18 protein-coding genes are annotated in these 22,229 nt (G+C 38.7%); 6 read left to right on the forward strand and 12 right to left on the reverse strand.

What is annotated here, in order from left to right; translation table 11 throughout:
- Nucleotides 1–72: 72 nt before the first annotated feature.
- The gene (locus tag B6F02_RS06915; protein ID WP_080146631.1) at nucleotides 73–3,357 is read right to left on the reverse strand and encodes an SNF2-related protein; all 3,285 of its coding nucleotides are present in this window, start codon (nucleotides 3,355–3,357) and stop codon (nucleotides 73–75) included.
- Nucleotides 3,358–3,503: 146 nt separating this feature from the next.
- On the opposite strand from B6F02_RS06915, the gene B6F02_RS06920 reads away from it, so the two are divergent.
- On the forward strand, nucleotides 3,504–4,148 hold the full coding sequence (locus B6F02_RS06920) for a pentapeptide repeat-containing protein (protein ID WP_080146632.1): 645 nt from the start codon (nucleotides 3,504–3,506) through the stop codon (nucleotides 4,146–4,148).
- A gap of 683 nt (nucleotides 4,149–4,831) precedes the next feature.
- Here B6F02_RS06920 and xylA read toward each other — a convergent pair.
- Together xylA and xylB are read right to left on the reverse strand one after the other, a co-directional pair.
- A complete protein-coding gene (xylA, locus tag B6F02_RS06925) occupies nucleotides 4,832–6,160 on the reverse strand; it encodes a xylose isomerase (RefSeq protein WP_080146633.1) in 1,329 nt (442 codons plus the stop codon).
- Nucleotides 6,161–6,295: 135 nt separating this feature from the next.
- Nucleotides 6,296–7,789, reverse strand: coding sequence for a xylulokinase (xylB, locus tag B6F02_RS06930; protein ID WP_080146634.1), 1,494 nt, complete (start codon nucleotides 7,787–7,789; stop codon nucleotides 6,296–6,298).
- A gap of 254 nt (nucleotides 7,790–8,043) precedes the next feature.
- Here xylB and B6F02_RS06935 point away from each other — a divergent pair, with 254 nt between their 5' ends.
- The 3 genes from B6F02_RS06935 (at nucleotide 8,044) to B6F02_RS06945 (ending at nucleotide 12,479) form a co-directional block, all read left to right on the forward strand.
- Entirely contained in the window at nucleotides 8,044–9,195 is a 1,152-nt protein-coding gene (locus B6F02_RS06935; protein WP_080146635.1) for an ROK family transcriptional regulator, read from the forward strand.
- Between the two features lie 364 nt (nucleotides 9,196–9,559).
- The gene (locus B6F02_RS06940) at nucleotides 9,560–11,161 is read left to right on the forward strand and encodes a PTS transporter subunit EIIC (RefSeq protein WP_256864664.1); all 1,602 of its coding nucleotides are present in this window, start codon (nucleotides 9,560–9,562) and stop codon (nucleotides 11,159–11,161) included.
- Nucleotides 11,151–12,479: a 6-phospho-alpha-glucosidase gene (locus tag B6F02_RS06945; protein WP_256864665.1), complete on the forward strand. Its 1,329-nt coding sequence runs from the start codon at nucleotides 11,151–11,153 to the stop codon at nucleotides 12,477–12,479. The genes B6F02_RS06940 and B6F02_RS06945 overlap by 11 nt, the downstream gene beginning before the upstream one ends.
- A gap of 44 nt (nucleotides 12,480–12,523) precedes the next feature.
- Here the strand turns inward: B6F02_RS06945 and B6F02_RS06950 are convergent, their stop codons facing one another.
- Nucleotides 12,524–13,270 (reverse strand): MurR/RpiR family transcriptional regulator, encoded by a 747-nt coding sequence (locus B6F02_RS06950; protein ID WP_080146636.1) that lies wholly within the window; start codon nucleotides 13,268–13,270, stop codon nucleotides 12,524–12,526.
- Between the two features lie 151 nt (nucleotides 13,271–13,421).
- On the opposite strand from B6F02_RS06950, the gene B6F02_RS06955 reads away from it, so the two are divergent.
- On the forward strand, nucleotides 13,422–14,258 hold the full coding sequence (locus B6F02_RS06955) for a DUF72 domain-containing protein (RefSeq protein ID WP_080146637.1): 837 nt from the start codon (nucleotides 13,422–13,424) through the stop codon (nucleotides 14,256–14,258).
- A 40-nt stretch (nucleotides 14,259–14,298) separates the two neighbouring features.
- Here B6F02_RS06955 and B6F02_RS11070 read toward each other — a convergent pair whose 3' ends face one another.
- Together B6F02_RS11070 and B6F02_RS06965 are read right to left on the reverse strand one after the other, a co-directional pair.
- Nucleotides 14,299–14,973, reverse strand: coding sequence for a VanZ family protein (locus B6F02_RS11070; protein WP_080146638.1), 675 nt, complete (start codon nucleotides 14,971–14,973; stop codon nucleotides 14,299–14,301).
- A 71-nt stretch (nucleotides 14,974–15,044) separates the two neighbouring features.
- Nucleotides 15,045–15,995, reverse strand: a complete 951-nt coding sequence (locus B6F02_RS06965; protein ID WP_080146639.1) for an aminopeptidase — start codon at nucleotides 15,993–15,995, stop codon at nucleotides 15,045–15,047.
- A 110-nt stretch (nucleotides 15,996–16,105) separates the two neighbouring features.
- On the opposite strand from B6F02_RS06965, the gene B6F02_RS06970 reads away from it, so the two are divergent.
- The gene (locus B6F02_RS06970; protein WP_080146640.1) at nucleotides 16,106–17,122 is read left to right on the forward strand and encodes a zinc-binding alcohol dehydrogenase family protein; all 1,017 of its coding nucleotides are present in this window, start codon (nucleotides 16,106–16,108) and stop codon (nucleotides 17,120–17,122) included.
- 23 nt (nucleotides 17,123–17,145) lie between these two features.
- Here the strand turns inward: B6F02_RS06970 and B6F02_RS06975 are convergent, their stop codons facing one another.
- The 6 genes from B6F02_RS06975 to B6F02_RS07000 form a co-directional block, all read right to left on the reverse strand.
- Nucleotides 17,146–18,084, reverse strand: coding sequence for a sensor histidine kinase (locus tag B6F02_RS06975; RefSeq protein ID WP_179128542.1), 939 nt, complete (start codon nucleotides 18,082–18,084; stop codon nucleotides 17,146–17,148).
- 56 nt (nucleotides 18,085–18,140) lie between these two features.
- Nucleotides 18,141–18,935, reverse strand: a complete 795-nt coding sequence (locus B6F02_RS06980) for a hypothetical protein (RefSeq protein ID WP_080146642.1) — start codon at nucleotides 18,933–18,935, stop codon at nucleotides 18,141–18,143.
- Nucleotides 18,928–19,848: an ABC transporter ATP-binding protein gene (locus B6F02_RS06985; protein ID WP_080146643.1), complete on the reverse strand. Its 921-nt coding sequence runs from the start codon at nucleotides 19,846–19,848 to the stop codon at nucleotides 18,928–18,930. Before B6F02_RS06985 ends, B6F02_RS06980 begins: the two co-directional genes overlap by 8 nt.
- Nucleotides 19,849–19,978: 130 nt before the next feature.
- Nucleotides 19,979–20,653, reverse strand: coding sequence for a response regulator transcription factor (locus tag B6F02_RS06990; RefSeq protein WP_080146644.1), 675 nt, complete (start codon nucleotides 20,651–20,653; stop codon nucleotides 19,979–19,981).
- A 147-nt stretch (nucleotides 20,654–20,800) separates the two neighbouring features.
- Nucleotides 20,801–21,421: a YesL family protein gene (locus tag B6F02_RS06995; RefSeq protein WP_143745233.1), complete on the reverse strand. Its 621-nt coding sequence runs from the start codon at nucleotides 21,419–21,421 to the stop codon at nucleotides 20,801–20,803.
- Nucleotides 21,422–21,429: 8 nt separating this feature from the next.
- On the reverse strand, nucleotides 21,430–22,176 hold the full coding sequence (locus B6F02_RS07000; protein WP_179128585.1) for a carbohydrate ABC transporter permease: 747 nt from the start codon (nucleotides 22,174–22,176) through the stop codon (nucleotides 21,430–21,432).
- Nucleotides 22,177–22,229: the final 53 nt, after the last annotated feature.

Raw genomic sequence — 22,229 nt, forward strand, 5'->3', positions numbered from 1 at the left:
TGAGTCAGTATTGAATTAATCATAGTTTAAAACTTCCCTAAGCTAATCACAACTAAAACACTTCTGGTTTTGTTAATCATTTAATAAGGATAAGACTTCATCTTTTGAAAGACTGGAAATGGTTTGTTCATTACCTGTTTCTATAACCGTATCGATCAATTCCCGTTTTTTGGCTTGCAATTCATTGATACGTTCCTCAATCGTTCCAGTAGCGATGAGGCGTATGATTTGAACGGCCTTTTTCTGTCCATAGCGATGAACTCGGTCAGCGGCCTGATCTTCGATCGCCGGATTCCACCAAGAATCATATAAGATAACTGTGTCTCCGCCAGTTAGGTTCAGGCCAGTACCGCCTGCTTTGAGTGAAATTAGGAAGAGATCCTTTTCGCCCATATTAAATCGAGTCGTTAAAGTCAGTCGATCTTCATTTTTTGTCTGTCCATCCAGATAATGATAATCAATTTCCTGTTGATCCAGCCGCTCCCGTATGATGCTTAGCATGGAGGTGAACTGAGAAAATAATACGACCCGCTTGCCATTCAATCTTGCTTCTTCTAAATATTCAAGCAAACGTTCAAGTTTTGCAGAATGTCCTTCATAGTCATTTATAACCAGTGAAGGATCGCAGCAGATCTGTCTCAGTCTCGTCATTCCTGCTAAGACTCTTATTCGGTTACGTTCGAATGAGTTCTCTCGAATCATTCCTTTTACTTCTTCTCTGATCAAGCTCAACTGAGATTGATAGATTCGTTTTTGGTCGGTCGTCAGATCGATGTATTCTGTAGTCTCTGTTTTCTCCGGCAGATCGCTTAACACATCGCGCTTCAGTCTTCTCAATACAAAAGGACGTATCTTCGCTGCAATTCTGGATTGATCCAGCTGCTTATACCCTTTTCTGTTTTTAAACAGACCTGGCTGAATAATGGAGAATAATGACCACAGTTCTCCAAGATTATTTTCAATCGGTGTTCCAGATAGTGCAAATTTTGTATCTGCTTTAAGCTGATGAACAGCCTGCGTCGTTTTCGCTGCACTGTTTTTAACATTTTGCGACTCATCCAATACGATCGTCTTGAAGGATTGATTCTGGTACAGCAAGAAGTCTCTTTGAATCAACGGATAGCTGGTGATGAGGATAACAGAATCTTGATCTTCAGTCTGACTGATGATGGCTTCACGTTCTTCAATCGAACCAGAAACCAGCACTGTATCTAATTCCGGTGCAAATTTCTTAAATTCATGCTGCCAGTTATACAAGACGCTTGATGGACAAATGATCATATACCGTCCACCAGATTCTTGAATTTTAGATAGCAAGAAGGTAATGGTCTGGAGCGTTTTTCCAAGACCCATATCATCCGCCAGCACCCCTCCGAAACCATAATGATCCAAGGATTTCAGCCAGTTGTATCCTGTTTTCTGATAAGGACGCAATTCAGCATTCAGATGATCCGGTAAGTCAAAGGTAATATTCTGCGGTTCCAATAACTGCTCAGCCAATTTTTTGAATTGATTTCCTTTTTTAATGATCGAATCTTCTAGAACACTCAACCCTTGAAAAACAGGTACTGACATATTTTTAGATATATCTTTAGATTCAATATCCATCTTCTGGACTGTTTCATTTAACTGTCTGAACTTTTCTTCTTTTAAGTTCAAGATTTTACCATTCGATAAGCGATAGTATTGTTTGTTGTTATTTAGTTTCTTGATAATTTCTTTCAGATCTTCTGCGTGTATATCTTCAGCATCGAAACTGACATCCAGCAGATTAGAATTTCTGTTAAGTTCAATGGAAAGTGATGGAGCAGTTTTAGGCTCATAAACCAGTCGTCTGGCATTGACAGACATAAAGATCTCGAACTGTTCTGCCAGTACAGGCAGACTTTCATACAAGAACTCACTTAATTCATCTAGTGTTTCCAGTACCCAGCGTCCATCTTTGACTACTGCTGTACTTAAAGCTTCATGTGCCATACGCAGCAAGTAGTCTTCTTTGATCAGCTGACGAATCACTACTTTGTCGGCTTCTTCTTCAATCGGCTGATCTCTGAGCGGATAGATGGTAATACTGCCATACTTGAACACTGGACTGACATGCAGCTGGTCATTCACTGTGTCGATGTAGCATTGAGCTACAAGTTCTTCTTGATAGACCGTCTGCTGAACATCAGTATTCATTTCAATATCCAAAAAGGATGAAAGTTGAGAAAGGACAGTTGAAGCAAATTCCGTCAACTCTCTTGATCTCAATACTAATGGAGCGCGTTCTGTTTTATCAAATACTTCCATCAGACTGCTTAACAGCTTATATTGATCGGTCTTCAGAAAGAAGAATTCATGGTTCCATTCCACTAAGTTAGCTCCACGATGAAAATTCAGTTCCAGCTCATCCGCATTTTCTTCAGCGATTGAGAAATGATACAGCTTATCTTTTTTCTCCAGCTTGAAAGACAGTGGAAAGCGGTCAAAAGAATCAGTAATCAGAACATTGTCCAAATCGCTCAGCTTCATCAAATGCTTCGGCGGTCTTCCGAAGCGGACAAATCCGCCATCAGTTTTTTCCAACGTTTTCAGAACCAGCTTCAAGCTTCTCGATGGAATTTCCAGTTCGTTTTTATTCTGATACGAACTCGCGTATCCCACTGGAGTCGCTGAACGGACTAATTGATAGACATCATACAATACTTCAAGCATTTTACGATCCCATGGATTCAGTCCATGCTGATCTGGATCATACGTGAAGTTTTTTCCAAATTCATATGTTCTGCCTTCCAAAATCTCAGAAATAACATGAGGAATATTTTTGACCACGTACAACCGATCAATACCGGCTTTCATATAGAAGTCATATGCATAGGCGTATCCAGTCCCGCTAATGTTCAGCACAAATTCAAATTTGATTGCCTGATTCTTATAATCGTTAGATTGTCTCGAAATTTCCTGCTTGGAGACTTGTATCAATTGCCGAATGGCTTCTTCACTTTTCTTATACGAAAACATTGGCTCTTTTAATGTAGATTCAGGTCTTAATTGACCGACTTTTTTTAAGTCATTGGATTGGATTTCATTCGCTCTCAACATACTGGCAACCACATGTTTACAAGCTCCGGCATTTTTTTCAAAAGGAAGGCAAGAACAGTGATATTTTTTCGCAACACCATTTGGGTAGAATCTCAGATTGACTTGTTCTGTTTTTTGATCTTCTACACTAAATGATAATGTGTTCGCCGGCTCATCTACACTAGTCAAGTGTACAGTGCCTGCTTTAAACAACTGACTGCCTTCTGAGTAAACGTTGGAACTAGAGGCTAATGAATTAATGGTTGTTTCGGGAAAAAATTGCTTTTTAAACATGCATGTCATCCTTTAAACAGTTTTAAACAGAAGAAAGGATTGCTCCTTAAAGTTCATCTATATATTATAACAAACATTGAAGAAACTTGTAACACATTCACAAAAGAGATACACTAAATCTACGAATTTAGACTAGGAGAATAATCATGCCAAAGAGAAAAATTGTATCCCCTAATTTACCCGACCAGTTAGCTGCAGGAGATCTGGAGGTTCTGTTAGATGTAGAAGATCCCATTATAGAAAATGTCCTGATTGAGAACTGCACAGTTTCGATTGATTCCATTCGAAACTTGGAATTCAGACAAGTTCGTTTCAAAAATGTAATATTTATGAACTTCATTGCCCCAAATGTCTATTTAAGAGATGTTGAATTTGATCATTGTCAATGTATCAATGCGGAACTGACCGAATCAGCACTAAAACAAGTTGAATTCCGTCAGTGCAGAATGAACGGTATCTCATTTGGTGAGAGCTTTTTAGAGGACGTACAATTCAATCATTCCATGCTGGATCTTTCCAGCTTTGCCTATGCAAAGCAAAAAAACGTCCGCTTTTCTGATTCCCAGCTAAAAGAGGCTGACTTTTACGAGAATACCTTTAAATCCATTCAGTTTGATCAATGCGATCTGTCAGGCACTCGATTTTCTAATACGTCTCTCAAAGGGATTGACTTAAGTACTTCAAAATTTGAACAAATCAGTGTTGATATTGACAGTATTAGAGGGGCCATCGTTAACCGCGAACAAGCTCTCGGATTTCTGCAGCTATTAGGATTAGTAGTCAAAGATTAAAAAGTAGATGAACTGATCATAAGCTGATCAGTTCATCTACTCTTTAGATTAATTTATATAGTTTTACATCATGACTTTCATTTGTTAAATTGGTCGATTCTATTATTGAAATGTTATTCAAAATTTCTTTGGCAACTTTGAGCATTATAGAGCTATTTTTATAGTAAGATAAATTACCTATCGATGTATCCGATATAAGATAAACAGACAAAACATGACCTACAACTTTTTCTTGATTTAGACTATTTTTATGTTCTTAGTGTTACATTGAATACGTCTGGAAATTCATGTCACATTTTAATCCTGTTTCTTATTCAAATGGTTTTGATAAAGTCAGGATACTAAACGCAACTTTTAAAAACTAGCTGCTAAATATAAGGTACTGTTTATCTTAAGTCATTTCAAACTACTTAATAATTTAATATCTGACTTCTTGTTGACCATCCGTTCTTTTGGTTTTCTTTCCTTAGATTAATAAATTTTCAAATATATTATGTACTATTTTTACATCTATAGTAAAAATTACTAAATAATGAAAAATTGCTGAAGGCTAACTGAATAAATTAAATTAATTCATTATGAGTTCTTTGAGGAATGAAAGCAGTATCAATATAATACCGTAAAAAAATTCCCGGATTCAACAGTGTTGGTTCACTGTCGAATCCGGGAACAATTCTTTTATATTATTTACTGTCAAGTGTTGTAACTAAATATTGATTTAAAGTAGCCCGTATTTCTTCTAAATGTCCTGATTGATTGACAGGCTGATCATTTTTCAAAGCATATTCCTGCAATTCTTTCAAACTGGTTGTTCCTTCGACGATTTTCTGACCAATCCCAGATTCAAAAGATGCATAGCGTTTACTGACGACTTGATCGAGTGCTCCATCTTCAATAATACGGTGCGCTGTTTTCAGCCCAATTGCAAAACTGTCCATACCAGCAATGTGAGCTTTGAACAGGTCCTCTGGTTCAAAGGACGTTCTGCGTACTTTTGCATCGAAGTTCAATCCGCCTTTTCCAAGGCCTCCGTTTTTCAGAATCTCTACCATGGCTAATGTTGTCGCATATAAATCAGAAGGAAACTCATCTGTATCCCACCCTAAATGCGGATGACCCTGGTTGGCATCTACAGAACCAAGCATGCCATTGATACGAGCATAGCGCAATTCATGTTCGAATGTATGACCAGCCAAGGTTGCATGGTTGGCTTCGATATTAAATTTAAAATGTTTTTCCAAGCCATATTTTTGAAGGAATGCAAAGCCGTGTGCTGTATCATAATCGTATTGATGAGTAGTTGGTTCCATTGGTTTTGGTTCAATAAGGAACTGCGCATCAAAGCCGATTTCTTTTGCATAATCTACAGCGAGATGGAAGAATCTTCCTAGATTGTCAAGCTCCAGTTTCAAGTCAGTATTCAATAGGCTTTCATATCCTTCTCTACCGCCCCAGAACACATAGTTTTCAGCGCCTAATCTATTTCCGACTTCCAATCCTTTTTTCACTTTAGCTGCTGCGTACGCATAAACCTCGGCATTGTTAGAAGTAGCTGCACCGTGAACAAATCTTGGATGGGTAAAGTTGTTAACGGTATTCCAAAGCAGCTTCACTTTACTGTCTTTTAAGTAATCTTCCATTAAATCTACAATAATGTCTTGATTATCAAACGTCTCTTTTAATGTAGCCCCTTCTGGAGCAATATCTGCATCATGGAAGCAGAAATAAGGAATGCCCAGCTTTTCAAAAAATTCAAAAGCAGCTTCAACTCTAGCTTTTGCTTTATCCATTGGATCTGAAAATTTATCCCATGGACGGATAGCAGTTCCGCTTCCAAAAGGATCTGATAAATCTTCTGTGAAAGTATGCCAGTAAGCCACACCAAATCTCAATTGCTCTTCCATCGTTAAGTCGCCTACTTTTTCGGCTGGGTTGTAAAATTTAAAGCTTAATGGATCTTTTGACTGGCTCCCTGCAAACTGAATTTTTTTAACTGAATCAAAGTAGCTCATTACTTCATCTCCTATTTTTAGTTAGTTAGTATAACTTACAAACTAACTATATGTTATTTTGTAAACGGTGTCAACGTTAAATGTTCTCTCTTTTTTCTGTCTAACAGTATCCATTTTGCCATATCTCTATTTTTCTTAGAATTTCGCTAATTTATGACTTATTGGTTTGATTGATGGATAAATTTCTCGGTAGATATTATAGAGTTCATTATACCGCTCGACATTATCCAGGTTTGGGATGACGGCTTTTTTATATTGAACAAAACGATCTGCACAGTCACTGAAGTCAGTGAACCACCTTGCACCTACCGCAGCAATCATAGCAGCGCCCAATGCCGGTCCCTGTTCAGCTTTTAATGTAGTGACGGGTGCATTAAAAATGTCCGCTTGCATCTGCAGCCATTCAACGTTTTTGGAACCGCCTCCGACTGAGACAATTTCTTTAAAGGACTTCCCGGAGAATTCTTTCATCAGCTCGTATGAATCTCGAAGCGAAAAAGTAATGCCTTCAAGAACAGAACGGGTGAAATGATCTCTAGTATGATTGATATCCATTCCGATGAACGTTCCGCGAATCTCACTGTCTGTGTAAGGCGTCCGTTCACCTGTAATATAAGGTGCAAAGAGCAAACCATTAGAACCGGGATCAATGTTGTCGATTTTCTCTAAAAGCGTCTCATAACTGGTTTCTGGAGCAAAGGTCTTCTTATACCAGCTCAGGCTGTTCCCTGCTGCTAACGTGACGCCCATAGAATAAAACTGCCCCGGAATAACGTGGTTAAAATAATGAACGTGCCCTTGATAATCTTTGCTATCTGAAGGTTCAAATGCCAGAAACACTCCTGAAGTCCCGATACTTGCCATCGCTTGGTGAGGATGAATGATGCCTGCTCCCAATGCGGCACATGCGTTATCTGCTCCTCCTGAAAAGACTTCAACGTCTTTACTTAGATTCAACTTTTCTGCCAGCTCTTGAGAAAGCGTTCCGATTTTGTCTTGAGACTTTACGAGTTTTGGACAAATTTCTGGACTGATATCAAAGGCATCTAAAATCTCTGTGCTCCATTTTCGGTTTTCAACATCCAATAATGAGGTCCCTGCTGCATCTGAGTACTCCATTTGTTTGCTTCCGGTCAGTTTAAACCCTACGTAATCTTTAGGCAGTAAGAATCCTGCAACCTTTTCCCATATCCTTGGTTCATGTTCTTTTACCCAAAGTAATTTCGGAAGTGTGAAGCCTTCCAAAGCTTTATTTTTTGTAATGTCAATCAACTGATCTCCCAGTTTTTCTTCAATCATTCTGCATTGTCTAGTTGTCCTGACATCGTTCCATAAAATGGCTTTTCTAAGGACAACATCATTTTCATCTAAAAGAACCAGCGAGTGCATCTGACCAGAAAAACTGATAGCCTCTATATTTTCCGCTGCATCTTCAGTCGAAGCTGCAATTTCTTTCAAAACTGATTTAGCTGCTTTAACCCAGTCATCAGGATCTTGTTCACTATACCCTTTTTGAGGAGTATATAGATCATACTCAGCAACCGCTGAACTTACGATATCACCATTCTCGTTTACCAAAATACCTTTTAATCCGCTTGTACCGATATCTAATCCAACAACGTAACGCATTGACTCACTCCTTTGATCTTTTTACTTTTCCAGTCTATTTATTCGATGATAAAGACTTCGAGTTATCAACAAAGCTTTTGATTTTCTGATAAATTATGGTAAAGTAAAAATACTTTCTTAGTTTGTTTAAATTTTAAACGAACTTGCAAGCTTACTATATCGAATCCACAACTTATTGTCAACCGCTTTCATTGCTTTATCTTTAGCAAATGAGCAGCGGTTGCTAAACTATACTTAAAAAAGAAGGAATCATTATGATCCAATCCATTAGAGAACAAAATTCACTGCTCGTGCTGTCAGAAATTATCAATCAGTATACAATTTCTCGTGCCAAAATCTCAGAGAATACAGGTCTCAATAAAGCGACTGTCTCAGAAATTGTAAAACAGTTGATCACTGATCACTACGTTATTGAAACGGGAGCCGGCACCAGTACTCCTTCAGGCGGCCGCAAACCGATCATGCTGACGCTCAATCATCAAGCAGGCGTCGCTGTTAGTTTCGATATTCGTTACAATCGACTGAGTTACCTAGTCACCTACTTGAATGGAGAAAAAATTGAACGACACTCAAGAGAGATAGAAGTCAACAAACATACTGTGATTCCATTGATTTCGGAAGTCTATAAAGCTTTGCATGAACGCTATAGCGACTTGCCGTTTAGTATCATTGGTGTCACTGCCTCAATCCACGGAATCGTTGATCAGAATCATATTTTACTGACCCCCTATTTTGATTTAGATGAAATAGAGCTCGCTGAAAAGTTACAAGAACACCTGCAAATTCCTGTGTTTATCGAAAATGAAGCGAATTTAGCGGCTTTAGCTGAACTTTCGTTCAACCCTTATCGTTCACACCTTATTTCATTTAGTGCTCATACAGGTATCGGAGCTGGGATCATCCTTGATCAGCAACTCTATAAAGGATTTAAGGGCAGAGCTGGGGAAGTTGGCCATACCGTGTTGTATCCAGAAGGAAAACTTTGTGCCTGCGGCAATCATGGCTGCTTTGAACAATACTGTTCTGTCACTGCTTTTGTCAACCGAATGCACACTTTAAAAAAAGATCATACACTTTCACTGGACAGCATCGCAGCCCTTTACCGAAATGATGATTCTCAGACACAGCAGTTTTTAAATCAGTATTCTAAAGAAGTGGCTATCGGATTGACCAACTTGATCGGCTTATATGATCCTCAGATCGTCTACCTGAATTCTGAAATTTTCGAGCTGTTTCCAGACAGCCTAGAACAAATTGATCAGTATATCCAGCAGACAATTTATAAAGATGTATCTGTACTTCCTTCACAGTTGGGAAGTGATGCCAGTCTTTATGGGGGCGCCGTCTTATGTTTGAAAAATTATTTTAAAGTAGAGACCTTTGCATTTCCCCAATCCACCGCTTAATAATTATTCATGAAGATAAAACATCCCTGGATACACTTTTATCTATTAAGTGTATCCAGGGATGTTCTTTTCCCCCTCTTCTATATCAAGCAATCCAAATTATGCTTTAATAGCTGCCATAACTCATTAAATGACTAGGTAAAACTTAATCTTTAAATAGTTGCTTATGTTATTCAGACTGAATACTTACGGTTTCAGTTTGATTATAGATATCACACCATTAAAACTGAAATCGCTGTTTTTATGTCTTATGTACACCGGAATGTGTACAAAAAGAATGAAAGTGTACAGGTGCGCTTCTTCTTGTAAACGGTTCATTAAAACCCTTACAATAAGCTTATCAAAAATATAAGGAGGCATCATCATGTCAAAAGATTTTTGGCAACGTCTGGGTAAATCTTTAATGACCCCTATTTCTCTGATTGCTGCAGCAGGGATTTTTCTAGGGATCAGTTCTGTTCTTCAAAACGCAGATATTGTAGGAGAGGCTTTTGTCTCACTGACTGTTGTACAGCATTTTATCGGAATCGTCCGCGCATTAGCCGGAGGAATTTTCGGAAACTTGCCGATATTGTTTGCGGTAGCCATTGCCTATGGTCTAGCAAAAAAAGAGAAAACGACCGCTGCTTTTTCCGGTGTGATCGGATTTATTTTATTCCATATTACGATTCAGTATTTATTGAGCGTTAACGATATCACCGCCGCAACTTATTCTGTTGAAGCACTTATGGAAAGCGGTATGTCAGAACTCGCAGCAACACAAACTGCTTCTCAGTATGAGACCGTGTTAGGCATATTCACACTGCGCATGAACGTGTTTGGCGGTATTTTAGTCGGTCTGCTCGTTTCATTCTTGCATAATCGTTTCCACACCATCGACTTACCGACTGCTATCAGCTTTTTCGGCGGAAAACGGTTTGTCCCTATTATTACTGCAGTAGTAACACCATTTCTTGCATTATTAATGTATTTTGTCTGGCCTTATTTTGGAGCTGCTATTGAATGGGTCGGAAACTTGATTGCACAAGCGGGTTTGATTGGAACTTTCTTGTTTGGGTTCCTCGAGAGACTGCTGGTTCCTACTGGATTGCATCATATTCTGAATCAGCTGGTTCGCTTTACACCGATTGGAGGAATAGCAGAGATCGATGGCGAACAAGTAGTAGGTGCGCTGAATATTTTTAATACCTCTCTTGCACAAGATACACCAGATATGGGCGTCATGTCAGAAGCTACTCGATTCTTGGCACAAGGTAAAATTCCATTTATGGTATTCGGTCTTCCGGCGGCAGCCTTTGCTATGGTCAAAACGGCTTTGAAAGAGAAAAAACAAGAAGTTAAAGGATTAATGTCCGCTTCCGGTTTAGCCAGCTTTACCACCGGAATTACTGAGCCGATTGAATTTTCATTTATTTTCGTTTCGCCTATCTTGTATTTATTCCATGCTTTTATGGCTGGAATGAGTTTTATGCTGATGGACGCTTTCGGGGTTGTAATCGGAAATGTTCAAGGCGGCGTAATTGATCTATTTGTTTTCGGTATTTTACAAGGAACAGCAACGAATTGGTACTGGGCAGTGTTAGTCGGTTTATGCTATGCCCCAATCTACTACTTCGTATTCAAGACCGTTATAGAAAAAAGACATGTTCTGACACCAGGTCGAGAATTAGAAGATGATGAAGTAACAAATGAAACAGCTTCTCCATCTGCTGATTCAGGAGATCTGGGAACCGCCATCGTTCAAGCTTTAGGCGGCAGCAATAATATTAGAAGCATCGACAACTGTTTTACTCGTTTAAGATTAGTTTTAGGAGATACCTCTCTTGTTGATGAAGCAGCATTGAAAAAGACCGGTGCAGCTGGAACGGTTCAACTAGATGAGACCAATTACCAAGTAATTTATGGACCAAAAGTAGAAAATATTGCACCACAAGTGAAGGGAGCAGCAAATTATCATGATGAATAAAAAAAGTAAAATCGTACTCGTAGGTGGCGGCTCAACATGGACGCCAGGAATTCTCAAAGCGATGACGACACATTTAAAACAATTCCCATTAGAAAAAGTTACCTTGTATGATATTGACGAAGAACGTCAGAAAGTTATAGGAGAATTCGCAAAAATATTGTTTAAAGAAGAAGCACCTGAAGTAACAGTATCTTATACCACTGATGAAGAAGAAGCTTATTCAGATGTAGACTTTGTCTTTTGCCAAATGAGAACTGGCGGATTTGAGATGCGCGACAAAGATGAAAAAATACCGTTACAGCATGGTGTAATTGGTCAGGAAACTTGCGGACCAGGCGGGTTTGCTTATGGATTGCGTTCGATTCGCGACATGGAGAAAATGGTTAAAAGCGTTCGAACCTATTCCCCTGACGCTTGGATTTTAAATTATACAAATCCAGCAGCAATTGTAGCCCTTGCCTTGGATAAGATATTCCCTAAAGAAGATAAGATTCTAAATATCTGTGATCAGCCAGTCAACTTGCTGCGCTCTTTTGCCAGCTTGATCGATTTCGATGCTAGTAACTTTGAACCAGTTTATTTCGGATTGAATCACTACGGCTGGTTCACCCATCTTTATGACGAAACGGGACATGACCGCATGCCGGAAATCAAAGACATTATTTTGAACGGCGGGTTCAGACCAGTTGATGCAGAACAGCGAGATCAATCCTGGTTAGACACTTATGCAATGGTTGAAGATATGCTGAAAGACTTCCCGGATTATCTGCCAAACACCTATTTACAGTACTACCTATACCCTGAGTATAAATTATCTAAAATGGATCCTAACCATACTAGAACCGACGAAGTTCGCGAAGGACGCGAAAAGAAAGTCTTTGAAGAATGCCGAAGAATTGTAGAAAATGGGACGGCAAAAGACTCTTCTGTCGTTCATAATGATGCCCACGGAGATATGATGGTTGAAGTCGCTGCATCTATTGCTCACAACTTGAGAAAAACCTACGTTGTTATGGTCAGAAACAATGGAATTGTTTCAAATCTGCCGGACGACAGTATGGTCGAAGTCGCTGCATCTCTAGGTGCTAACGGTCCTCACCCTTATGCAGTCGGTGAAATCGAAACCTTTTATAAAGGGTTGATCGAATCGCAGCATGCATATGAGAAATTAACAGTTGAAGCCTATATGGAAGGTTCTTATACTAAAGCCCTCCAAGCTTTGACCATGAATCGGACAGTCGTAGACGCGAAAAAAGCACGCAGACTGCTGGATGACTTGATTGAAGCCAATAAAGCTTACTGGCCAGAATTAAAATAAACGGTATGTTAAAAGGACTCTCCTGTTGTCAGGAGAGTCCTTTTTCAGGTTGCCGGATAATATTGACTGAGATATTCATTGAACAGTTTATTGACTAAGTAATGCAAGCCGAAACGATCTGCAGCATCTATCCCTTCTATCCTTATTTCAGAACTGTACGCATACAATTGAAAGTCAGTGATCTTAGATAGATCATTGCTGGAAAAACCGGTCAGGCTCACGGTTTTAGCCCCAGCGATATTTGCCCGATTCGTTGCCGAAAAGACATTGGAATTCCCGGATCCGCTTAAGCTGATGGCGATTCCCAGATCTTTTTCCGTCATTTGTTTGGCATTATGCTTCATCAAATGCGGATCTATAAATGTCTGGCTTCTCTTTCCCAGAATTTTCAAACGTTCACTGAACTCTTCCGCTGGAAAACGAGAAAGCCCCACTGCGAAAAATAAAATATTATCCGACTCATGGATTAAGTCTAGAACTGATTGCATCACTTCTTTATTCAACAACTGCTTTGTCTTGATGACTTTTGCATCCATATCTGTCATTTCAAGAATCGTTTCTTCTACTTCAAAGGTTTTCAGCAGTTCTTCTTTAAACTCTTGATACCCCTTGAATCCTAACTTCTGACATAATCGAACGACCGTATTAGGTACAGTATAGAACTGCTTTGCAATATCTCTAATCGTCCAATGCTGCAGGTGCTTTTTTTCATTGATCAAATAGGTAAGAATTTTTTCTTCGTTCTGGTTTAAATGTGTCCGGTTTTCTTTAAGGCGCTCGTAAAAGTACATTTCTGATCCTCCTGACTGTTCATTCTAACTTAGTATAACAAACTTTTAATCAGACTTGTTCTTGATTCTCATCAAAATGCTAAATATAGAAAGCAATCCTGTATCATGCTACACTAGAATCAAATAGTGAAATACGAGGAGGTAAATATATATGATTACGATAGGACTGACCGGGTGGAGTGACCATCCGACCATTACACAAAAAACATCCACAAAGCTGGAAGACTATTCTGCACATTTTCCAGTTGTTGAGTTAGATACAAGTTATTATGCGATTCCACCAAAGAAAAATATTCAGAGCTGGATAGCCAAAACACCAGAAGGATTTCAATTTATTCCTAAAGCTTATAAAGCTATGACACAGCATAAAGAGTGGATAGAAGAATTCTCAAGTGTAGAAAACATGTTCCAAGTATTCTGCAATACTTTTGAAGCGATGATGACTGCCCAAAAAGTCAAAATGTTTCTTTTTCAGTTTCCGCCTTACTTTGACTGTACAAAACAGAATGTTGAGTACTTAAGGGCAGTGAGGACGCTTATGAAAGACTGGCCAGTTGCGATTGAATTCAGAAATCAAAGCTGGTTTAGTGAGCAGAATAAGGAAAGGACCCTCCATTTTTTAGCTGAGCAGCAGTTTATTCATGTAGTCGTAGATCAACCTCAGACGCCGAATAACAGCGTCCCTGCTATTCCAACTGTCACAAACCCAACGCTTTCTTTCTATCGTTTGCATGGAAGAAATTATGAGGGGTGGTTGGGAGAGAATATCAAAGACTGGCGTGCAGAACGCACCCTATACAACTATTCAGAAAAAGAGTTAAAAGAGTTTGCAGCCACTGCTAAAACCTTAGAACAGTCTGCAGAAGAAGTTTGTGTGATCTTTAATAACAATTCAGGTGGACATGCTGCCGGAAACGCTAAAACACTACAGGATCTACTAGACATAGATTTTCAGGGCCTTTCTCCGCAGCAGATGGATCTGTTCTAATAAAAAGATGACTTGAATGGCTCAAGTCATCTTTTTATTGCTATCTTTTTTTAGTGTTCCAGAATGCCTGCCAGATACTTCTTCTTCCAGATATCCAATCCAGGAAAGAATAAAATATTATTCCGAGAAACGAACCTGTAGAATCAATCAGCACATCACTGACCAAAGCCGTTCTTCCTGGTATAAACCTCTGATGAAATTCATCTGTAGAAGCATAGGCAGCACAAATGATCAAAGCCAGCAAGATGGCTTTAACCCCATTAACTCCTGAAGTAGAAAGGGCATTTTTCACTATAATCCCAAGTAAGAGATAAATAAAGAAATGAGCATTTTTTCTTAAAAAATTATGCAGGACATAATAGTTCATTTCTCTTAATTCACTGATGCTGAATCTAGGTCGTACAATACCGATCAAAAAGTAGACTGTTGCAGCACAAAACAGCAAGAATAGTATGAACAGCAAGACTTTTCCCCATAACGGAGCATCTCTTCTTCCCAACCATACTAAAAATAAGCTGAAGACCGCCACAAATCCGGCAATGCCGACTATCCGCCAGTGACTGACTACCTGTCCGGCAACCTCCATTGCACTAAAGCTTAATTCAGCAGATTCGTTCGCTGGCTGCGAAGAAAACCAGAAAATGATCGCCATCCAAATCAGAACGGCAAGCCAAGCAAAGAGGATCGGGTAAAAGGAAGTGGTTTGCTTTCTCATAGACGCTCCCCTTTCTCATAATTTTTAAAACTATCTTCCTATTTTACGCTTTATCGAGAGAAAAAGCGAGCTTAAGCATCAACTAAACTTTTTCCTTGATCCAATATTTTCTGGCCATCGATCCAGACTGTCGGTTCTTTAACAACGCAATCGATATGGACTCCTGCTTCTGTCTGTCCCCCAAACGGCTTATTGCTTCCAAAAGCGATATGAATGGTTCCATAGACTTTTTCATCTTCTAAGACGACTCCTGTGATTCGTGCCGCTGGATTTGTCCCAATGCCGAATTCAGCAATCAATCGACCGTCTGCTTCTCCAAGCAAAGCTAACAGAGCTTCTCCCTGTTTTCCTTCTGCCTCCATCAAGCGGCCTTCTTTTAATGTCAATTTGATAGGATCGCTGACTTTTCCCAGTTGTGCAATGGACCCGTCTACTATGATCGATCCGTTTGCGGAATTTTCTAAAGGTGCTATAAAGGCTTCTCCAGAAGGAATATTCCCACTTTGCCCTTTCTCCCGGAAAATGCCGGTACTCGGAATGCCTTTTCTGCCATTTATATTAAAGGTCAACGTTTCTCCATCTTTTTCAATTCTGACTTCTGATCCCTTTTCCAGCAGTGAAGTAAATTGAGCGGTTAAAGATACGACGACACTCGGCTCTGCTTCAATCGCTCCTTTCTCTAGCATCTCTAAGGTGATGCCTGGCATCGTACCGATTCTTGTTCCAGTTGCAGCTGCTTCTTTTTTAGCTTTAGTGTGTGTCAGACTGGCAGAAGTTATGCAAAGTGCTACATCTGCTTCTTTTAAAGAGTTACCAATCAAAGCTGGTGGTTCTTCTCCGCTTTTATAATTTGCGGGAAACTGGATCAGTACAGTCTCATTCCCTTTTGCACTAGCTGCTTCATAAAAGTGCTGCGCAATAGTTTTCATATCATCATCCGTAACAATCAGTACTTTTTCTTCTGACTGCAAATCAAAATTGTTCTCTAAAACTTTTTGAGCATTAATGATGTATTGTGTCAATGCGATCCATCCTTTTTGTTTATTCTTTTTTCATTTTATCACATTATATTTGTTCTCGCTTTTTTGAAAGAGTAAACTGGATTTATCATACTCAGAAAGGAAGATGAAACGTGTCAGAAAAAATGACAGCTTACGGATTTTCTAAACCAGGAGATACAAGCAAAACACCTATATTCGAGGAAACACAATTGGAAAAGCCTCAGCCTTCAGCACATCAGCTGCTTGTCGAAATTAAAGCAGTCGGACTGAATCCTACCGATATCATGACTTGGAAAACGAAAAAAGATGATGACACATTTACGGTTTTAGGGAGAGATGCTGCGGGCATCGTTCGAGAAGTTGGAGACGATGTGACCATGTTCAAACCAGGCGATGAAGTTTATTATCCAGGATCAAGTAATATACAAGGTGCTCAGGCAGATTTCCATGTAGTAGATGAACGAATGGTCGCTTTGAAGCCAGATAATTTAGACTTTGCAGAAGCTGCAGCACTGCCATTAACGGCTCTGACAGCTTATGAAACCTTTAACGATCGCATGCATTTACCTAAGCAGTCAGAACAGACTGCTGCTTTACTGATCGTAGGTGCTGCTGGCGGTGTTGGTTCAATTGCTTCCCAAATTGCTTTACAAGACGGCATTCGAGTAATCGGAACAGCTTCAAGAGAAGAATCAAGAAATCATCTAAAGGATTTAGGCGTAACAGAGATCATTAATCACAAAGAAAATTTCAAGCCGCAATTAGAAGAAGTTGGCATAGAGTCTGTCGATTATGTTTTTCTTGCAGCAAACGCAGACCAGAATATCGAAGAAGTCAGCAAGATCATCAGTCCTCAAGGCCATGTTTGCTCTATCTTGCCATTGAGCAACCCACTTCCAAAATCTTTTTTCGGAAAAAGTGTTTCCTTCAGTTATGAACTGATGTATACACGATCTGTTTTTGAAACCACTGACTGGATCAAACAACATGAATATTTGACAGAACTAAAAGAAAAAGTCGAATCCGGCGCTATCAAGACGACCCTTAACCATCGTTTTGACAAAATGAATACAGAGACTCTTTCAAAAGCATACGAACAGCTGATGACAGGACATACTAACGGAAAAATTGTCCTTGAACATCAATAACCTTAAAAAGGACGAGAACGTTTCTAATGATAAACGTTCTTGTCCTTTTTGATTTTATTTAGTGGTATCGATAACTTAAATTGAAGTCGCTTGTGATTTAAGTCAGCTTCCAGTTCATACCCAAGCGTATCTGCAATTTTTTTAGCGATAGATAAACCCAATCCAGTTGAACCCGTTGCTCTGGTCTCATCCCCTCTGTACATTCTTTCAAATAGTCGATCGACTTCCAGAGTACTAGGACTATCCACCTCGTTTTCAATATAAATCATTAGGTGATGCTCCGACAACTCATTGTATATAGAAAAGCGGTTAGTTCCATGTGTAAAAGCATTTTTGATGAGATTGCCAAGCATTCGATTGAACTCTATCGGGCTGGTTTCGATCGATTGTTGTTCTTCCATCAGCTGTACGGTAATATGATCAAACGTTTCATCCAGTTCTGCATGATAAAGGGCAATCTGCTCTTGTATCAAAAGGATCGGATAGACGTTTTCGATTGTCAGCTGATACTCATTGGATTCCAGCAGGCTGAGACGATAGAATTCTTCCACTAATTCGCTTAATGCTTTCGTTCGCTCTTCGACGATTCTTAGATATTTTTCTTCTTTCTTAGAATGACTGCCAGACTGTAAAATCTGTACATAGCCAAGCATAGAGGTCAGCGGAGTTCTGAAATCATGTGAGATCGAAGAAATCATCCGTTTATTCTGTAAAGTTACTTCTTCAAACTCAACCTGCAATTTACTTAACTGTTCGATAATCTCGTTGATTTCATCGACTAACAAATCTTGAGCAGACGAAGACTTGGAATGCCGCAGTTTGGATAGAGCATCTCCAGAAATAATCCAGTTCAGTTGTTTTGTCAATCTTTTATAGGCTTTTCGGTCTTGATAAAATTTTACGACAAACAAAGTATTGATCAACAAACTGATAATAGCAATCCATAACCAGATCCACTGCATACCAAGTCCTCCTCTCTGCATTTATTGTTTAAAATAAACCTAAGCTTCTGGATTGATTACTTGCCTTCTTTAATTTCCACTTTGTTTAAGACTAGAATACCCAATACACTTGCAACAACAATATAAATCAAAGTTACGCCCCAAGTTTCAAAAGGCATCGTAAATCCGCTATCTGGCACAAGGAGTTGAGTGAATAAAGTGTTGTTTGATTCACTCAAATGGTAAGAAAGTGTATATTCTCTAAGAAATTCTAGTTTATCTGTTGCTAAGCTGGCTAAATTCAAAATGGTCAAAACCATATTTGAAATCAGCGCTACGAATGTAATAAGCGATATTGTCGTGTTTTGAGTGAAAAATGCAACTACACTAGCAACCATTGCATAACCAATCAATCCCAGGAATACATTAAAGGTCATAACGGCAACTTTCTGGAATCCTTCATAGTAGATTTCTCCGCCTTCAAGCAATAACAGCACTCCATAAAATCCTAGATATACCACAATACCAGACAAGAAAGTGATCAGCATATAAGTAAACATGATCATCAGTTTACTAAGAACGAATTCTACTTTTGACAAACCACTGCTGAAGATATTCTGATAGCTATTGGAAGACACATCATTTAAAAATACAGTACTATACGCCTGAACACCAAAGACCAACGGAAATAATTGTGTCAGCAGTATGCCAGCTAATTCAACAAATCCATTTGTGAATCCTTCACCTTGTTCAAAAGCTGTATAAGTCCAAGTCACTAAGGCGATAAATGCAGCAAATAGAACCCCATAAAAGATGTAATTAGATTTTTTGTGAAACAATCTGTAAAGATCTGCCTGTATATAATTAAGCACGTTGAGTTCCTCCTTTAGCAATAAGATTCAAGTAGTAATCTTGAATCGAAATTTCTTGAGTGATCAATTTATACAGTTTCAAATCATTGGTCACCATCAGTTTGGCGATTTCATCCGACTGATCTGTCATTTTAGAAACGACAAGCTCTTTATCTCCATTGATGATATACTCTACTCCGTCAAATTGCTGTTCCAGCAGATAAGCTGCTTTTTTAGGATCATCCGTTTTCACTAATACTTTTTCTTCTGTTTTCTTGCGGACTGTCTCTCTATTCAATTCTTCAATCAGTTTTCCATCATGAATAAAACCAAATCGAGTAGCCATCAATTCTAATTCACCCAGAATGTGTGAAGAAATCAGAAAGGTAATTTTATTTTCTTTATTCAGTTTTTGAACAATTCTTCGAAAATCTGCGATTCCTTGCGGGTCTAATCCATTAATTGGTTCATCTAAAACAATCACATCTGGATAGCCCATCAGTGCATTAGCAATACTGACTCTCTGTTTCATCCCTAATGAGAATGACTTAAATGGTTTTTTCACACTGTCCATTTCAACTAATTTGAGAACTCTATGCACTTCGTTTTTATCAGAAATTCCTTTTAATCTTCTGAAATACTCCAGATTCTCACTGGCAGAAAGGTATGGGAAGAAACTTGCCCCCATCATAAAGCCCATTCTTTGACGAGCATGGTCCAAACCACTAGATGAAGTTTCACCAAACAGTTTGATTTCTCCAGAAGTTTTAGGTGCAAGCCCCATCATCGTTTTAAATAATGTTGATTTACCCGCACCATTTTTTCCAATCAATCCATAAATTTCTCCTTGTCTTACATGAATCGATACATCATCTAATGCCACAGACCGGTTATAACGCTTGGTCAAATTGACGGTTTCTATTAAATTCTCCATTTTAACGCTCCTTTTTCCAACTTGTTCTCATCAATCGTAAGATCTCTTATCGACACTTATCATTCTATAGAGCACTCTTTTCAAAACTTTGTATTAAATCTTACAAAAGTTTTAATTCCTGATCAGAATTTCAGAATTGTTTTAACTTGAATCCGACACCCCAGATCGTTTCTATCAGTTCTTCTTCATTATACTGGGACAATTTTGACCTCAATCTTGAAATATGTACTGATATCGTGTTATCATCCCCGAAATAAGGTTCATGCCAGACAGATTCAAATAAGTTGGCTTTCGTAAAAACCTTTTGCGGATGAAGCAGGAAACTTTTGAGCATATCAAATTCCTTTTGCGTTAAAGTAACCTCTGAACCGTTGACTTTAACCACTCTGGCTGCTTCATCCAGCTCGATTGGTCCTCTCCTATGTACTTCAGTCTTCTCAAAAAATTCTTTATGGTCTCTCAGCTGTGCTTTTACTCTCGCTTGAACTTCTATTGTGTTAAAAGGTTTAGAGACATAATCATTCGCTCCGATACTCAACACATTGGCCAAAACATCCACTTCTGCTTTTGCAGTCAAAACAATAATAGGGACTTCTGATGTACGTCGAAACGCTTCAATAAAAGCTTCTCCGCTGATTCCCGGAAGCATTAAGTCCAGCAATATAAGATCAAAAGATTCAGTCTCTGTTAATCGCTTAGCTTCAGATCCTGCATAAGCTTGAGTAACATCGTATTGCTCATTTAATAAATCATATAATAGTTCATTGATCGCATTATCATCTTCAACTATTAGGATTCTTTTCATTTCCACCGCTTCTTTCTTTATATGTAATCTCTGTCTAATCCAGTTTACAAGAAGGCTGATCAGAATACTAGGGACCAAAAGTCCTATTTTTAACCAAAAAAAGACTGAAAAGAAGGAATAGCTTCTCTCCAGTCTTGATTGATTCAGTTATTTTTTTGATGTCATCTTTTTTAGTACTTTTTCTACTGCGAGGTAACTGACAAAAGCTGGAAAGCTTATCAAGAAAAATACAGCAAACGCCGGCCAGAAAATATATACAACCATTGAAACAGCGAAAAAAAGAAAGGTTGATATACTGATCAATGGATATTTTACAATCAGATAAAAAGAAAGCAGCCATTGTTCTTTAAGCGGTCGCTCTGTTTGCTGTGCGACTGCAAAGTAGTAGCTCGTCACGATCAAAAACAACACAAACAGTAAACCAATGGCAACCGAAACGATACTAAACCATTCTGGTATCGCCGAACGGTTCCAAAGGATTAAAAAGTCTATACCAAATATAACGCTTAAAACGATTAGCGGCCAATTTCTCTTATAACTATTCAGAAATTCAGCTTTGAAATAAGTTAGAAATTGTTTATAGGGATGCTTTTCCTGATGTTGGCGAATTCTATAGAGACTATAATATAGCCCCTCTGTCGCCGGCAGAATCGTAATGATCGGAAGTGAGAATAACAGCCACATCAGATTCAGTATAGCCAAGCGAGCAAACCACTCAGTTGCTTTAACGATGACTGTATTCTGCTTAGGCATATGCTCATTAGACATGTTTCCCACTATCCTTTCGTCCCTCCAGTCAAGTCCATTCCTTCAATGAAATATTTCTGTGCAAAGAAGAAAAGTAAAATACTTGGAATCAAGACGAGTGTTGCTCCAGCCATTAGATAATTCCATTGAGTCGTTGACTGATTCGAAAAAGACTGAAGTCCAATCTGCAATGTGTACATGCTTTCATCTGTTATATAGAGCAATGGACCAAGGAAATCATTCCATGCACCATTAAAAGACATAATTCCTACGGTAATCAATGCCGGTTTAGTTAAAGGAATCATTAAATGACTCCAGATATAAAGATGGTTTGCACCGTCTATCTTAGCAGCTTCGATCAATTCATTATTGATCGATAAGTAAAACTGACGTAATAAGAATATATTAAACGCACTACCGAAAAAGGATGGAACGATCAACGGCAGATAAGTTCCAACCCAATTGATTCTTGTAAATAAAATATATTGAGGAATCATCGTCACAAATCCCGGTACCATCATTGTAGCGAGAACCAGTGCAAAAAGCACTTTTTTACCCGGAAATTCAATTTTGGCAAATCCATAGGCAATAAAGGAATTTGACAAGACGTTTCCTAAGACGACAAATATGGTTATAATTAGTGTATTTCCCATATATTTAAAAAATGGAAAAGACTGAACCGTGTCTACATAATTCTGCCAGACAATCGTTTCAGGTATAAAAGTAGGTGGAAATCGAACGATTTCCTGCATTGGCTTCAGTGATGTACTGACCATCCATACCAATGGAGATAACAGCAAAACACTGACTAAAATCAAGACAATATAGA

The organism is Marinilactibacillus piezotolerans (assembly GCF_900169305.1).
In the GTDB taxonomy this organism is placed as follows: Bacteria; Bacillota; Bacilli; order Lactobacillales; family Carnobacteriaceae_A; genus Marinilactibacillus; species Marinilactibacillus piezotolerans_A.

Coding starts and splice junctions, on each gene's coding strand:
- B6F02_RS06915 (WP_080146631.1), bottom strand. CDS start 3,357: ATGTTTAAAAAGCAATTTTTTCCCGAAACAACCATTAATTCATTAGCC.
- B6F02_RS06920 (WP_080146632.1), top strand. CDS start 3,504: ATGCCAAAGAGAAAAATTGTATCCCCTAATTTACCCGACCAGTTAGCT.
- xylA (WP_080146633.1), bottom strand. CDS start 6,160: ATGAGCTACTTTGATTCAGTTAAAAAAATTCAGTTTGCAGGGAGCCAG.
- xylB (WP_080146634.1), bottom strand. CDS start 7,789: ATGCGTTACGTTGTTGGATTAGATATCGGTACAAGCGGATTAAAAGGT.
- B6F02_RS06935 (WP_080146635.1), top strand. CDS start 8,044: ATGATCCAATCCATTAGAGAACAAAATTCACTGCTCGTGCTGTCAGAA.
- B6F02_RS06940 (WP_256864664.1), top strand. CDS start 9,560: ATGTCAAAAGATTTTTGGCAACGTCTGGGTAAATCTTTAATGACCCCT.
- B6F02_RS06945 (WP_256864665.1), top strand. CDS start 11,151: ATGATGAATAAAAAAAGTAAAATCGTACTCGTAGGTGGCGGCTCAACA.
- B6F02_RS06950 (WP_080146636.1), bottom strand. CDS start 13,270: ATGTACTTTTACGAGCGCCTTAAAGAAAACCGGACACATTTAAACCAG.
- B6F02_RS06955 (WP_080146637.1), top strand. CDS start 13,422: ATGATTACGATAGGACTGACCGGGTGGAGTGACCATCCGACCATTACA.
- B6F02_RS11070 (WP_080146638.1), bottom strand. CDS start 14,973: ATGAGAAAGCAAACCACTTCCTTTTACCCGATCCTCTTTGCTTGGCTT.
- B6F02_RS06975 (WP_179128542.1), bottom strand. CDS start 18,084: ATGCAGTGGATCTGGTTATGGATTGCTATTATCAGTTTGTTGATCAAT.
- B6F02_RS06985 (WP_080146643.1), bottom strand. CDS start 19,848: ATGGAGAATTTAATAGAAACCGTCAATTTGACCAAGCGTTATAACCGG.
- B6F02_RS06990 (WP_080146644.1), bottom strand. CDS start 20,653: ATGAAAAGAATCCTAATAGTTGAAGATGATAATGCGATCAATGAACTA.
- B6F02_RS06995 (WP_143745233.1), bottom strand. CDS start 21,421: ATGTCTAATGAGCATATGCCTAAGCAGAATACAGTCATCGTTAAAGCA.
- B6F02_RS07000 (WP_179128585.1), bottom strand. CDS start 22,176: ATGGTCAGTACATCACTGAAGCCAATGCAGGAAATCGTTCGATTTCCA.